A 13,120-nucleotide genomic window follows, 5' to 3' on the forward strand; every position below is an offset into this window, starting at 1 on the left:
AACGAATATTTTTTAGACGAGCACCGGCATCAGGAATAGTATATCGATGCAACTGCTTTTGCACCACAATCACGTTAAATTGAAAGCCCCCGGACTGTTCCGAGGGCATAGATAAACATAAAACGGCCATTCAGTGAAAGTCGACGTCGATTCGTTTCCCAATTTCTTTCTGTGCTTTTGGCAATCTGACTTCTAAGATGCCATTCTTATAGGATGCTTTGCTTCCTGTCTCTTCGACATTGCTTGGCAATGCAATTGTGCGGGAAAATTTACCATAATATCTTTCCGTTCGATGAACGTTCTCCCCTTTTTCTTCACTACTCCGTTCGATTTTGCCGCTTAAGTGAAGATGGTTGTCATGTACGGTGATATTCACATCTTCCTTCTTCTGAAGTCCTGGGATTTCGGCTGTTACAACTACTTCAGTCGGATTTTCTCTTACATCAACACGAACTCTTGCCATATTCGCAAAACGAGTATCAAACCAATTTTCATCAAACAGCCCTCTGATCATGTTGAATGGGTCATAAGGTACTATTGGCATCAAATCAAACCTCCTCAAATTGTCTGTTTTTATAATCCCATTAAGAAAACAAATTATGTGTATTACCCATATAGCCCAACATTTTTATGCTTAGTCTAGAAATCGAATTACGACATAAGGGCTTTTCCACAATTTTGCAAGGTTCACCAGTAGACTTTTTTGTTTACAACGGAATTAAATTTCGGTAGATAAAGATAATACCAGCAACTTGCTGAATGGAAAGAAACTAGGAGGCAGGGTGAAAGTCTCTTAGTTTTTCTTTTGTACACAAAGCGGGAACATATAAACCTTTCCGGTTCGCCAAACACAATTCTTGCACTTATCTGGCAGAATTTTGGGATGTCGGCAAACGATTGCGCCTTAATTCCATCCATGTCTTTCGTCGATTTCTGTAGAACCAAGGACATTCCTTTTACCATAAGGTATAAAAAACCGATATTATTAGGGGGATAAGTGTGTTCTACCCATCTTTCTTTTATCCGCGGACAGTGCCAACGGTTTATCCAGTACCTACTTACACGTTCTATCCGACACCCATACAATACACCGGCATTCATGAAGTCCAACGGGAGGACTGGATGAGACAGGTAGCACCTTTCAAACATGGACCCGAACGAATCGAAGAACGACATCCACATGTTAAACATATAGATTGGGCTTCCATGTTTCCAACTGAAGTGATTTTACATGGTCCTCCTCGTAAGGAAGTAGCCCTGACTTTTGACGATGGACCGGATGATGTCTGGACGCCTCGAATTCTGGATGTCTTGGCCCAACATGATGTAATTCGTGAAATCATGGCACTTGATTATAAGATTATTTTTTGGAACGTTGATAGTCTGGATTGGGCAGGTCTCACTGCTCCACAAGTAGCAGCCAATATATTGGCCCACGCTGGGCCCGGATCAATCGTGTTGCTGCACAGTGCCGGTGGTCGTGGGGAAAGCCTGGAGGACACAGTTGAGGCATTGCCTTATGTCATTCGTACTCTTCGTGAAGAAGGGTATAAGTTAGTCACTGTTTCAGATTTGCTAAACATACCGGCTTATAAATGAAATGGTAATATGGGCGTGGATGCAAGGTTCAACAGTACAAGGAGATTAAGAGATACGCCTACTCCCATATTGGAGAAAACGAACCATAATAGGTTTTGTTATTTGATCCTTGATATCCATTACAAAAAAGATTAATATAATATTGACAAAAAAATAAATATTTTGGTGCCACGAGAGTGGAGAATAGGGAAGTAAATCACACGATGTGTCCATCGCTGTATAAAGTGAGTGCATTTACATTAAAGCCACTGGTTTTACCGGGAAGGCGTAACATGCATGATGAACTTTGAGTCAGAAGACCTGCCAAAATGTGGTCCATACGAGAAATGACACGTTCTCAGTCTTATTAAGGCTGAGGATTTTTTATTTTTATGGAGTGCTACCAATCGAAGGAGGGCGAATGGAATTGTTAAACGGGCAACAGCAGGAAGGCGTTTTTAAGGCAATATTTGAACGAAGGGATATCAGGCAGTTTAATTCCAAACCTATACCCAAGGAGAAATTAAAGAAAATTTTACTGGCGGGTCATCATGCCCCTTCGGTCGGATTTATGCAACCTTGGGATTTTATAATTGTTGAATCACACCAAATAAAAGAGAAACTATCTGAAATATGTAAAAAAGAAGTAGAAGCACTGGCGATTCATTATGAGGATGAGCGAAAAGCAAAGTTTCTTTCTTTAAAGGTAGAGGGTATTAAAGAGGCGCCTATTACGATATGTGTAACATGTGATCCGACCCGGGGAGGAGGTCATGTATTAGGACGTAATTCAATTCCTGAAACGGACATACTTTCCGTTGCATGTTGTATCCAAAATATGTGGTTGGCAGCTTATGCTGAAGGTATTGCAATGGGGTGGGTAAGTTTTTATAAAAAGCATGATGTGCGCCAGATTCTTAATATTCCACCGCATGTTGACCCCGTGGCACTTTTATCTTTAGGATTTACTGACAACTATCCAGATGCACCCATCTTAGAAAAAGTAAATTGGGAAAAAAGATTACATCTGAGTAATCTAATCCATCTTGATAAATGGGATAACATGTCTAATTCACTGTGAGGTATATGGTCGTCAGCAATCAATATGCGAAATGGGGGCTTCATGAGTGACTTTCCTTTCCAATTTCAATTCGAGTTCGACCATTAAAGCGTTCAATTTTAAACTTCCATCCCATTTCTTCGGCTCGTTCCCTCATCATTCGAAGTTCGTAACGAGAGGGATCACTAAAAGGATCTCCTGTAAAACCTTGTCCATCATCTTCGATTATCAGGTACCAACCTGATTTTTCTCTTAGAAAAAAATGCATACATGATGAGCGTTAGCATGTTTACGAACATTCATCAAAGCCTCACGAAGACATGAGGAAACCTCTACCTTTTCCCTTGATGAAAAAAGTTCTTCTTCAAAATCCCGTTTAACGGATACGGGTAAACCCGTCTCTTTTTCAAGGTCTTGTATCATGTCTTCTACGGTTTTGGTCCACGGCAAGGAATCACAAGATGGCGGAAAACGCAAATTGGTTATAGCTTGCCTTACGTCGTCATGCACACGCCGGACAGTATCTCGAAGCCCTTGATAACGATCTCCGATAGGAGGGAGTTCGCTCTGCTCAAGTAGATGCATTTTTACAGATAGCAAAAATAAAGATTGGGCGATACCATCCTGCAGTTCTCTCGCAATTCTCTCCCTTTCGAGCAATCTGGTTTTATCCGCGCGCTCCCGATTCAATTCCTCCTGCATATATTCCATTTTCGAAAAAAAGCTTTATGGTTAATAACAGGGTGACTGCTAATACGATAAGGGCGGATAACCAGTTCCCGGTATCCATGGAGATATAAGGATATAAATATTCATGCCTGACAAATTCCCATATTTAATCAATCTGTATGACATACTTTTTCCTCCCTATTCACATTCTCATACAAAGAAGCATCACAAATATAGCTCAGATAGGCCATTTTCAATCACAATTAAATTTTGATAACCTGAAAGGGTCGATCAAATCGAAACAGGGGAACTTATAAGAAGACATTGATACTACATACTTTTACAGCAAAGGGGAATTAAAATGAGAACATTCCAACGCTCACTGATTGCCATTTTGGTTTTATCTGCACTGCTGGCAACAAACGGCTGCAGCACGAATCAGCAGCCAAAGTCAGCCACTCCCATTCAAGTCACGTTTCAACCGCAACCTGCTTCACCCGTAAAAGCCGGGCAACCGGTTACATTGTCCGTTTTTGTGAAACAGGATGAAAAAGCGGTTACAGACGCATCCGATGTGAAATTTGAAATCTGGAAAGAACATCGCGAAGAAAGTCAAATGCTCGATGCAACAAAAGGATCATCCGGCGAATATTACGTGAAACATGTGTTTTCCGATGCAGGTACTTACCATGTGATGTATCACGTCACGGCAAGAGACCAACATTCTATGAAGGACATGAAGATTGACGTTGTAAAGTAGGACCATCTTCAGGGGAAAGGAGTTCGTTTTTTAATGCGGGGAAACCATGCACGAATTGCGAACAAACGAATTTTGACCCTCATCATTGTTATTCTTAGCCTCGCATTTGCAGGCGGCCTGGCTTATTGGATTGCGTGGGGATTCACGCGGCTGCCCGTGGTCAACGCGGCGCCCAACTGGACGTTGCAAAATATTAACGGACAGCGGCAATCGTTTCAGGATCTCGCGCCAAAAGTCAAACTGGTGGAGTTTATCTACCTGAACTGTCCGGATATTTGCCCGACTACCACGATCAATATGGTATCGATCTAGGAACAGTTGAAAAAACGCCACCTGTTCGGAAACAAAACGGAATTTGTCACCATTACGTTTGACCCAACACGGGATACACCGGCCAATCTGAAAAATTACGGCAACAAGCTGAAGGTCGATTGGAGCGGATGTGGAGAGGTTTTTTAGAACAGCTGCCACTGCAAATGGGTCACAAGTAAGAGTGGAACGGATGATCTTTACGGGTGGGGCTGTCCTCTTTCTTGTTTTGGATGCTACGCAAATCTATTTGTTGGCACAAAAACTGAGCGGCAACTCATCTGAACTCGCAGGAATAGGAATGCAGATTTTCTCAAGCACTTTACTGGGAACCATCAGCTGGATGCGTCCTGTGATTGTAGCAGGGCTGTTGATTCTCACTTTGTTACCGCGACAACAAAGCGTGTTAATAAGGGGAGCAAACTGGTTCTGACTTTTGGATTGCTCCTTACCTTCCCGTTGACTGGACACGCCATTTGCGGCAACCAGGAGCTTGTTGTCCCGATATTGTCCGATAAATCACATGGACTAACTTTTACCAAGCTAGGCACAACTTGCCGGTGCAAGCCCGCTTGACAAAAGGACAACCCTTCTCCAATTTAACATCAGAGAAGGGTTGCATTGGTTTTTTACTATTTACTCTATTCAAGATTGGCATGTCTGCCAAACATGGTGTTGGAGTCCAATCCCTTTTTCTCCATAAACCTTAATATCACAGCATCGTAGAATAATAATAGGGTTTGTTCAAACAAGGAACCCATTGGTTGTATGGTTTTGTGCACGCTATCCGCCTGATCTTTTGGTGAACCGGGCAATTTAATTGTGAAATCCGCCAATTTGCCAATCGTCGATTCAGGAAAAATCGTTACAGCCGCCACAGTTCCACCTAAGCTTTTGGCTTTTTCAGCCATGGAAACCAGACTTTTCGTTTCTCCTGAACCCGATCCAATGATCAAAATGTCACCTTTTTCGAAGTTTGGGGTAATGGTTTCTCCAATTACATACGAATCCAGGCCCATATGCATCATTCTCATCGCGAAGGACTTGGCCATAAACCCGGAGCGACCTGCGCCAGCCACAAAGATTTTCTTTGCTTGAAGAATCCCATCTGCCAGTTTTTCAGCTTCGTCATCTGCCAGTAAGTCAATTGCCCGACTCAACTCTTTTATGATTTCAGCAAAGTAGTGAGTAGTCTGCATAATTGTCGTTTACCCTTGTTTGATCAATTTTTGCATTTCAGCAGCTGCGGCTCTTCTATCTTGTTGAGCGGTTATACCGCCGCCTACAATCACCAGATCGGGTTGTGCATTAACAACTTCTGGCAATGTATCCAATTTAATGCCGCCTGCAATTGCAGTTTTAGCATTTTTTACAATACGTTTAATAGTTTGGAGGTCTTCAAAAGAATTTTTTCCAACTGCTTGCAGGTCGTAGCCCGTATGCACACAGATGTAGTCTACACCTAACTCATCGACTTCTTTAGCTCGTTGTTCCAAATTCTTAACAGCGATCATGTCAACTAGGATTTTCTTGCCTTGTTTTTTAGCTTCTTCCACTGCCCCTTTGATGGTCATGTCTTCAGCCGCACCAAGGATCGTAATGATATCTGCGCCAGCCTCAGACGCTTTCATTACTTCATATCCAGCCGCATCCATTACTTTCAGGTCTGCGAGTACTTTCAAGTTCGGAAATGCTGCCTTCATTTCTTTAACGGCTTTAAGCCCTTCGTTAATAACAACCGGGGTACCGATTTCTACGATATCGATATACGGTTCAACTTCTTTCACCAGTGCAATGCCTTCCGGAATGTTAACGAGGTCTAACGCTAATTGAAGTTCCACGAATTCTCCGCCCCTTTTTAACTATTTTATACAAACGTAGTTCTTTTTTCGGTGAGTCCATTTAGTATTATGATGAACTTGTCCAAAAAATTCTTTGTTTGTATTGGTCTATCACATCGGTTATTTTAGATGCAAACTCCCGAGATTAGAAGTACGAACTTTTTTGTAAGGTAGTAACAAAAAGTATACTTAGAAGAAAGATTCATCTATAATCTAATAAGGATATGAACAAGAGTTTGGAAGGGGGTGATGTTTTGTAAGATAGTGAAAAAGATACCATAGGTTTTAATTAGACATGGAGGTGAAACGAGTGGGACGTTTTCATGATAAAAGATTTAACTGTGAAAAAGAATTGACTCTTTCTGTAATTGGCGGAAAGTGGAAGATGATTATTTTGTGGCATTTAGGAAAAAGTGGCACAAAGCGATTTAGTGAATTGAAAGCCCTCCTTCCGGGTATTACACAGAAAATGCTTATTAACCAGTTGCGGGAATTGGAAGAAGACCTTATTGTACATCGCGAAGTTTATCCCGTTGTTCCGCCTAAAGTTGAATATTCATTGACAGAACAAGGGAAAACCCTGATGCCGATTCTCGATTCGATGTATGAATGGGGTAAAAACTATATGACAACAGTCATGCAGGACGAGGATAAAAGAATAAAGACCATATAAACATGTATGGAAATTAAAACAAGCACCGGTAATACTTGGCCACATATTTTAGAAACAACGTGCGGAACCTTAGAAGAAGAGCACGTTGTTTTTTTCGTTTGTCCCTCATAGTATACTTTTTTATACTATGTAACATAAAAGTACATACTTGCTCCTTGTTATAATATGTCTAATAATATCCCCATCAACGCTAACCATAGATTTGGCGGATTGCATTAAAGAAGATAAAGGAAGTCAATCCATACAAGTGTTAAGGTTAGCCGATCAATTTCTCACATTTTTGTGCTTTTGAAAAAATGTTTGAATAAATGGAGGGGTTAAAAATGGAATCTATGACCTTTGTGTTATTTGGAGCAACCGGTGACCTAGCAAAAAGAAAAATATTCCCAGCACTATACAATCTATTTTCCGATGACAAATTACCTCCTGTATACTCAGTTGTTGGTATAGGGAGAAAAGAATTCACAGATGTTGAATTCAAAACATTTATAGAACAATCTTTACAAACCTTTTCCAGACGCAAACCGGAAGACAATTCGAAGTTGGAATCTTTTCTTCGTACCTTCCGTTATTGTCGCTTAGATGTAACAGAAAAAGAAGGGTACCAATCTTTGTTGAAAAAAATACAAGAGCGAGAACAGGAATTCGGTATCCCTGAAAATCGAATGTTTTATCTCTCTGTTGCACCGGAGTTCTTTGATGTGATTGCTTTGAATATCAAGGAGAGCGGATTAGGTGCAACCAAGGGATGGAAACGTCTGATTATCGAAAAACCGTTTGGCCATGATTTGAAGTCAGCTCAGGATTTAAATAATAAACTAAGCCAAGCATTTGAGGAAAATGAAATTTATCGGATTGACCATTACCTTGGTAAACCAATGGTACAAAACCTGGAAGCATTAGGATTTGCGAATCCTGTTCTCCGGACTTTGTGGAACAACCAACACATTGCGAATGTCCAAATAACCGCTAGTGAAACGGTTGGAGTGGAAGAAAGAGCCAGTTATTATGACCACGCAGGAGCGATTCGAGATATGGTGCAAAATCATATGCTGCAAATGTTGATGATGACTGCCATGCATTTACCAAAACAAATCACTGCCCAGGATATTCGTCATGAAAAGAGAAAAGTGATGGAATCTCTCCGTCCTTTGCAAAAAGCCGATGTAGGTAACCATGTGGTTCGTGGTCAGTATGGCCCAGGGAAAATTAATGACTATACAGTAATCGGATATAGGGAAGAGCCTGGCGTTGATGTTTCTTCAATGACAGATACATTTGTTGCTGCCCGTTTATGGATTGATGATCCTTCTTGGGAAGGCGTTCCCTTTTATATCCGTACAGGGAAAAGGATGAGGGAAAAGTCCACGCGTATTGTCATTGAATTTAAAAATACGGTAAAGGATTTGTATATCGCTCAAAACGAAAGTCCGGTCCCAAATCTTTTGATTATCCAGGTGAATCCGCACGAAGGTGTATCTTTGCAATTAAACCGTAAAAACCCTTTAAAAAGTGGGCATATTGAGCCTGTCACTGTCGATTTTACATCTAATACGAAAGATGTGCCGGAAGCTTATGAACTGTTACTATTTGATGCTGTGCGGGGAGACTCCACTTTCTTCGCCCATTGGAAGGAAGTTGAATTATCCTGGAAGTGGGTACAGCCCGTTTTAGAGGCATTTGAAGAAAACCTCTTACCTCTGCATCAATATCCGGCAGGATCGGATGGTCCGGAAGCGTCACGTCAATTATTGGAAGAGGATGGGTTTCAGTGGTGGTTAGATAAAGGCCCTGTTAAGGTTTTGACATAACAACAGAAACGTGCTTTAACTGATTTATTTTACGAAAACACGTTCAGAGCAGCGGTGCGATGTCAAGCCCCCAACTTAACCTAATATTTGTCGTACCCATGCTTTTGGGGGAGGTGCAGCGAAAGAAGGCAACACCAAACTAAGCCCACCCTGCCTTGAATTCCAGTTATTGCCATTCGGCCACTATTCCGGAAGCAAAGATGGGAGCGATTGCCGGGAATGGAATCCAGCGTTTGCGGCAATCGATACGAAGAGCGCGCAGCCTTTTGCAAGGAACGGGCGACCGCCTCAGGATCGTCGAACCGGTTCTTGCCGTGCTTCACAAGGAAGTCGACGATAAGACTGGGATTGAAGAGGTACACGTTCTTACGGCGGACGCCGAAATCAAAGTGACGTTGGATGTACATGGCGGCATGGGTCGAAAAACAGCCCGTGTGCTCAAGGCCGAAGAGAACTTCTTGCGCGTGGTGTTTCTGCACCAGCTTGGTGATGCGATCCTGAAACTCCAGGATTCCAGGGCGATTGTTGGTGACGGTGAAACGGCTAACAGGTCGTTTCTCATCGTCCCGGGTCAAACAGCAAACCGAATTGGCTTGGTTGCCTACATCAATTCCGACAAACAGGGGAGAGGGCATGGCAATCACCTCCTTCGGTTGGAATGAAGATGCCTACGACCTTGGGATGTCCCTGGGAAACCCATGAACGACGGCCTTGCGAGCTATTGGAATACACCGGGGGCCATCGGTGCACATGCCTCCCTCTGCGGGAGGTAACGGAACATTCCCTTGGTAGACACCTGCGGCTATTTTCCCAAAGACACCCAAGGTCCTAAACATCTCTAACTGCATTCAATTGCTAAAGCGATCGCTAGGAAAATGCTCCCGCGCTTCGCTTGGGCTACATCCAGCATGATCAAAATTACTCTATTTAATTTTCAAAGAACAATTTAAAAGAGCAACTACGTCATGGTTATGTAAACCAAATCGGTGGCTGCTCTTAATATACAAGGAGGCAATACTATGAAAGTCGGATTAATTGGTTTAGGAAAAATGGGTTTGAACTTGGGACGGAACTTAATCGATAACCAACACGATGTTGTGGCGTTTGATCTGAATACAGATGCAGTTGAAGAGATGAGAAGATACGGGGCTACAGGAACATCAAGCTTGCAAGAACTCGTTGAATCTTTGCAAACGCCAAGAATCCTTTGGATTATGGTTCCGCACTCGGTCGTTGATTCAGTTATCCATGAGATTACTCCTTTTTTGACCAAAGGAGATATTGTGATTGAAGCTGGGAATTCACACTATAAGGAATCCATTCGTCGTTACAACCAACTACAGGAAGTTGGAGTGAGCTTTATGGATGTAGGAACCTCTGGCGGGGTGGAAGGTGCCCGAAACGGCGCTTGTTACATGATTGGGGGAGACATCGAAGCTTGGAGTATTGTGGAGCCAATTTTCCGCGACACATCTGTAGAAAACGGGTATTTATATGCGGGAAAGGCAGGGAGTGGACACTTCTTAAAAATGGTTCATAACGGGATCGAATACGGTATGATGGCCGCCATTGGCGAAGGATTTGAAGTGCTAGAAAAAAGCGAGTTTGATTATGACTATGAAAAAGTAGCAAGAGTGTGGAATAACGGTTCGGTGATTCGGTCATGGCTCATGGACCTGACCGAGCGTGCGTTTTCTAAAGATGCGAAATTGGATGAAATCAAAGGGATAATGCATTCTTCCGGTGAAGGCAAATGGACGGTTGAGACTGCCTTGGATTTGCAAACGGCTACTCCTGTGATTGCCATGTCCTTATTGATGCGTTATCGTTCCTTAGAAAACGACACCTTCACAGGGAAAGTGGTAGCAGCTCTACGCAACGAATTTGGCGGACATGCAGTAGAAAAAAAGTAATGCCAAAAAGATTACACGAATGAATCACGAAAGATTGAGCGCAGGGAGGAATTTGCGTGACCATTTCTTTTAATTTTGCCAACGCTTTATCATTCATGAAGAAGAGTGAAGTAGAAAATCTGAGTGAATCGGTGAAAGTGGCACATAGCTTTCTTCATGAAAAGAAGGGGCCAGGATCCGATTATCTGGGTTGGGTTGATCTACCGCTCACCTATGATAAAGATGAGTTTTTGCGAATTAAGCAAGCGGCCGAGAGGATTCGAAAGAATTCAGATGCTCTTGTTGTTATCGGTATAGGCGGGTCATATTTAGGAGCAAGGGCGGCTATTGAAGCGTTGTCCCACACCTTTCATAACCAATTGGCCAATACTACACAGATTTATTTTGCAGGACAAAATATCAGCTCTACCTATATCTCCCATCTCCTCGAACTGTTAGAGGGTAAGGACATCTCAGTTAACGTGGTTTCTAAATCGGGGACCACTACGGAACCAGCTATTGCCTTCCGTATATTCCGTGATTTGATGGAAAGGAAATTTGGGAAAGAGGAAGCTAGAAAACGTATCTACGCTACCACGGATCAAGCAAAAGGTGCGCTAAAAAAGCTTGCGGATGAAGAAGGGTATGAAACCTTTGTGATCCCCGATGATGTGGGGGGAAGGTACTCGATTTTGACGGCCGTTGGTCTTCTGCCAATTGCTGTATCTGGAATCAATATTGATCGCATGGTGCAAGGTGCCGCAGACGCTTGCCGCAAATACAACAATCCCGATCTTTTAAGCAATGACAGCTATCAATATGCGGCTGTACGAAATGTACTCTACCGCAAAGGAAAAACGATTGAACTGCTTGTTAATTATGAACCTTCCCTTCATTATGTTTCCGAATGGTGGAAACAATTGTTTGGTGAAAGTGAAGGGAAGGATCAGAAAGGGCTTTATCCGGCATCTGTTGATTTTACAACAGATCTTCATTCCATGGGTCAATACGTGCAGGAAGGTCGCAGAGATCTCATAGAAACTGTTCTACATGTTAAGAAACCCAAAATTGAAGTTACAATTCAAAATGATCCGGATAATATTGATGGGCTGAATTTTTTAGCAGGGAAAACCATGAATGAAGTCAACAATAAAGCGTTCCAAGGTACAATATTGGCTCATGTAGACGGAGGTGTACCTAACCTGGTTGTGGAACTCGATGAAATAAATGAATATACGTTTGGTGAACTGGTTTACTTTTTCGAGAAGGCTTGCGGGATCAGCGGGCATTTGATGGGTGTAAACCCATTTGATCAACCGGGGGTCGAGGCTTATAAGAAGAACATGTTTGCCTTGCTTGGCAAACCGGGATTTGAAGAAGAGAAGAAGAAATTAGAGAAACGTTTATCGGAGTGAGTCGTGCCAACGAGTAATGATTGAATGGGGGTGAGCATAAATGAAAATGTATGATGTAACAGGGGCCATTTTTGAAGGAATGACCGTATATAAAAACAAGCCGGAAAAGCAGCCGAAATTCATTCGAGTCAGAAACGGATATGTAACTGAATCTCGTATTGAGTTAGATGTACACACGGGAACGCATATTGACGCGCCGCTTCATATGGTGACAGACGGAGTCACATTCGAAACCATTTCGTTGGATAATTTGGTGGGTACTTGCAAAGTGTTAGATTTAACAGGGGTGGAAGACCGCATCACTAAGGCTGATTTGGAGCGTTTTGAGATCGAGAAGCGGGATTTTGTTTTATTTAAAACGAAAAATTCGTTTGAAGATACATTTACTTATGATTTTATTTTTCTTGCGCAGGATGGGGCCGAATATCTTTCTCAGTTGGGAGTTCGAGGAATCGGAATCGATGCGCTGGGTATTGAAAGAAGTCAAACGGGACATCCCACTCATAAAATATTGTTCGAAAATGAAGTGGTGATAATTGAAGGCCTTCGTTTAAAAGAAGTGGAGCAAGGGGAGTATTTTATGGTTGCCGCGCCTCTGAAATTGATGGGGACGGACGCTTCGCCGACAAGAGTATTGTTGTTTGAAGGTCTAATCTAACAGGCGCGTTGGTTGATTCCGAAGAAAGAATTTCGTTGCCTTTCGTTCAAATTGAGAATCATCCTGTAGAGTCTTTATAGTCAGAAAAAATCCCTTTAAGACAGTGGTCTTAAGGGTTTTTTTGTAGACTAAGGCCAATTTACCCAAAAATCCGCCGCCAGAAAACAGTTATGTGCCTGTATTGTTATTCGTATCAACCAAATCCGGATCGATTGTATTGGTGTTGCTGAGCAATGAATAGGTGGCTGACAAGTCCCCCGTCACTCCGCCGCCGCCTCCGGAATACGATTTGGAGGCGTTCTTTGGAGCAACAAACGCTGTATCGCCAAATAAGACGGTGGCACCTGCTGAAACAGATGTGATTTTAATGGGGCCTGCGATAAATGATGGCATCTGTCACCCCTCCTTCATCAGCGTCCAGTGGTATAAAATATGTCGCGGTTAAACCAAGAGT

15 protein-coding genes, 1 pseudogene and 1 riboswitch are annotated in these 13,120 nt (G+C 42.5%); of the genes and pseudogenes, 11 read left to right on the forward strand and 5 right to left on the reverse strand.

Going from position 1 to position 13,120, the window contains the following annotated elements; translation table 11 throughout:
* Window positions 1–130 precede the first annotated feature (130 nt).
* Window positions 131–544 (reverse strand): Hsp20/alpha crystallin family protein, encoded by a 414-nt coding sequence (locus skT53_RS15635; RefSeq protein ID WP_226375249.1) that lies wholly within the window; start codon window positions 542–544, stop codon window positions 131–133.
* Window positions 545–1,122: 578 nt separating this feature from the next.
* Here skT53_RS15635 and skT53_RS15640 point away from each other — a divergent pair.
* Window positions 1,123–1,599, forward strand: coding sequence for a polysaccharide deacetylase family protein (locus tag skT53_RS15640; protein ID WP_200758732.1), 477 nt, complete (start codon window positions 1,123–1,125; stop codon window positions 1,597–1,599).
* A 146-nt stretch (window positions 1,600–1,745) separates the two neighbouring features.
* Window positions 1,746–1,921: riboswitch (cobalamin riboswitch) on the forward strand.
* 78 nt (window positions 1,922–1,999) lie between these two features.
* Window positions 2,000–2,659 carry a 5,6-dimethylbenzimidazole synthase gene (gene bluB, locus skT53_RS15645; RefSeq protein WP_404828888.1) on the forward strand — a complete coding sequence of 220 codons (660 nt, stop codon included), beginning with the start codon at window positions 2,000–2,002 and terminating at the stop codon, window positions 2,657–2,659.
* A 231-nt stretch (window positions 2,660–2,890) separates the two neighbouring features.
* Here bluB and skT53_RS15650 read toward each other — a convergent pair whose 3' ends face one another.
* On the reverse strand, window positions 2,891–3,328 hold the full coding sequence (locus skT53_RS15650; protein WP_200758734.1) for a sensor histidine kinase: 438 nt from the start codon (window positions 3,326–3,328) through the stop codon (window positions 2,891–2,893).
* Between the two features lie 340 nt (window positions 3,329–3,668).
* Between skT53_RS15650 and skT53_RS15655 the strand changes: the two genes are divergently transcribed.
* From skT53_RS15655 to skT53_RS15670, 3 genes and pseudogenes are all read left to right on the forward strand, one after another.
* Entirely contained in the window at window positions 3,669–4,067 is a 399-nt protein-coding gene (locus tag skT53_RS15655) for a FixH family protein (protein WP_200758735.1), read from the forward strand.
* Window positions 4,068–4,100: 33 nt separating this feature from the next.
* Window positions 4,101–4,526, forward strand: a pseudogene (locus tag skT53_RS15660) (SCO family protein).
* A 43-nt stretch (window positions 4,527–4,569) separates the two neighbouring features.
* Window positions 4,570–4,809 (forward strand): hypothetical protein, encoded by a 240-nt coding sequence (locus skT53_RS15670; RefSeq protein WP_200758738.1) that lies wholly within the window; start codon window positions 4,570–4,572, stop codon window positions 4,807–4,809.
* A gap of 208 nt (window positions 4,810–5,017) precedes the next feature.
* On the opposite strand, the gene hxlB is transcribed toward skT53_RS15670, so the two are convergent.
* Window positions 5,018–5,575, reverse strand: coding sequence for a 6-phospho-3-hexuloisomerase (hxlB, locus tag skT53_RS15675; RefSeq protein WP_200758739.1), 558 nt, complete (start codon window positions 5,573–5,575; stop codon window positions 5,018–5,020).
* Between the two features lie 9 nt (window positions 5,576–5,584).
* On the reverse strand, window positions 5,585–6,217 hold the full coding sequence (gene hxlA / locus skT53_RS15680) for a 3-hexulose-6-phosphate synthase (protein WP_200758740.1): 633 nt from the start codon (window positions 6,215–6,217) through the stop codon (window positions 5,585–5,587).
* Between the two features lie 310 nt (window positions 6,218–6,527).
* Between hxlA and skT53_RS15685 the strand changes: the two genes are divergently transcribed.
* The 6 genes from skT53_RS15685 (at window position 6,528) to skT53_RS15710 (ending at window position 12,666) form a co-directional block, all read left to right on the forward strand.
* Window positions 6,528–6,890: a transcriptional activator HxlR gene (locus skT53_RS15685; RefSeq protein ID WP_200758741.1), complete on the forward strand. Its 363-nt coding sequence runs from the start codon at window positions 6,528–6,530 to the stop codon at window positions 6,888–6,890.
* A gap of 323 nt (window positions 6,891–7,213) precedes the next feature.
* Window positions 7,214–8,701 carry a glucose-6-phosphate dehydrogenase gene (gene zwf / locus skT53_RS15690; protein ID WP_200758742.1) on the forward strand — a complete coding sequence of 496 codons (1,488 nt, stop codon included), beginning with the start codon at window positions 7,214–7,216 and terminating at the stop codon, window positions 8,699–8,701.
* A gap of 200 nt (window positions 8,702–8,901) precedes the next feature.
* Entirely contained in the window at window positions 8,902–9,363 is a 462-nt protein-coding gene (locus tag skT53_RS15695; RefSeq protein WP_200758743.1) for a hypothetical protein, read from the forward strand.
* Window positions 9,364–9,720: 357 nt separating this feature from the next.
* Complete coding sequence (gene gnd / locus skT53_RS15700; RefSeq protein ID WP_200758744.1) at window positions 9,721–10,614, forward strand: phosphogluconate dehydrogenase (NAD(+)-dependent, decarboxylating); 894 nt, start codon at window positions 9,721–9,723, stop codon at window positions 10,612–10,614.
* 56 nt (window positions 10,615–10,670) lie between these two features.
* Window positions 10,671–12,008, forward strand: coding sequence for a glucose-6-phosphate isomerase (locus tag skT53_RS15705; protein ID WP_200758745.1), 1,338 nt, complete (start codon window positions 10,671–10,673; stop codon window positions 12,006–12,008).
* A gap of 40 nt (window positions 12,009–12,048) precedes the next feature.
* Window positions 12,049–12,666 (forward strand): cyclase family protein, encoded by a 618-nt coding sequence (locus tag skT53_RS15710; RefSeq protein ID WP_200758746.1) that lies wholly within the window; start codon window positions 12,049–12,051, stop codon window positions 12,664–12,666.
* A 168-nt stretch (window positions 12,667–12,834) separates the two neighbouring features.
* Here the strand turns inward: skT53_RS15710 and skT53_RS15715 are convergent, their stop codons facing one another.
* Entirely contained in the window at window positions 12,835–13,059 is a 225-nt protein-coding gene (locus tag skT53_RS15715; RefSeq protein ID WP_200758747.1) for a spore germination protein, read from the reverse strand.
* Between the last annotated feature and the right edge of the window lie 61 nt (window positions 13,060–13,120).

This window comes from Effusibacillus dendaii, assembly GCF_015097055.1.
Lineage (GTDB): Bacteria > Bacillota > Bacilli > Tumebacillales > Effusibacillaceae > Effusibacillus > Effusibacillus dendaii.

Coding starts and splice junctions, on each gene's coding strand:
- skT53_RS15635 (WP_226375249.1), bottom strand. CDS start 544: ATGCCAATAGTACCTTATGACCCATTCAACATGATCAGAGGGCTGTTT.
- skT53_RS15640 (WP_200758732.1), top strand. CDS start 1,123: ATGAGACAGGTAGCACCTTTCAAACATGGACCCGAACGAATCGAAGAA.
- bluB (WP_404828888.1), top strand. CDS start 2,000: ATGGAATTGTTAAACGGGCAACAGCAGGAAGGCGTTTTTAAGGCAATA.
- skT53_RS15655 (WP_200758735.1), top strand. CDS start 3,669: ATGAGAACATTCCAACGCTCACTGATTGCCATTTTGGTTTTATCTGCA.
- skT53_RS15670 (WP_200758738.1), top strand. CDS start 4,570: ATGATCTTTACGGGTGGGGCTGTCCTCTTTCTTGTTTTGGATGCTACG.
- hxlB (WP_200758739.1), bottom strand. CDS start 5,575: ATGCAGACTACTCACTACTTTGCTGAAATCATAAAAGAGTTGAGTCGG.
- zwf (WP_200758742.1), top strand. CDS start 7,214: ATGGAATCTATGACCTTTGTGTTATTTGGAGCAACCGGTGACCTAGCA.
- skT53_RS15695 (WP_200758743.1), top strand. CDS start 8,902: ATGGGAGCGATTGCCGGGAATGGAATCCAGCGTTTGCGGCAATCGATA.
- gnd (WP_200758744.1), top strand. CDS start 9,721: ATGAAAGTCGGATTAATTGGTTTAGGAAAAATGGGTTTGAACTTGGGA.
- skT53_RS15710 (WP_200758746.1), top strand. CDS start 12,049: ATGAAAATGTATGATGTAACAGGGGCCATTTTTGAAGGAATGACCGTA.
- skT53_RS15715 (WP_200758747.1), bottom strand. CDS start 13,059: ATGCCATCATTTATCGCAGGCCCCATTAAAATCACATCTGTTTCAGCA.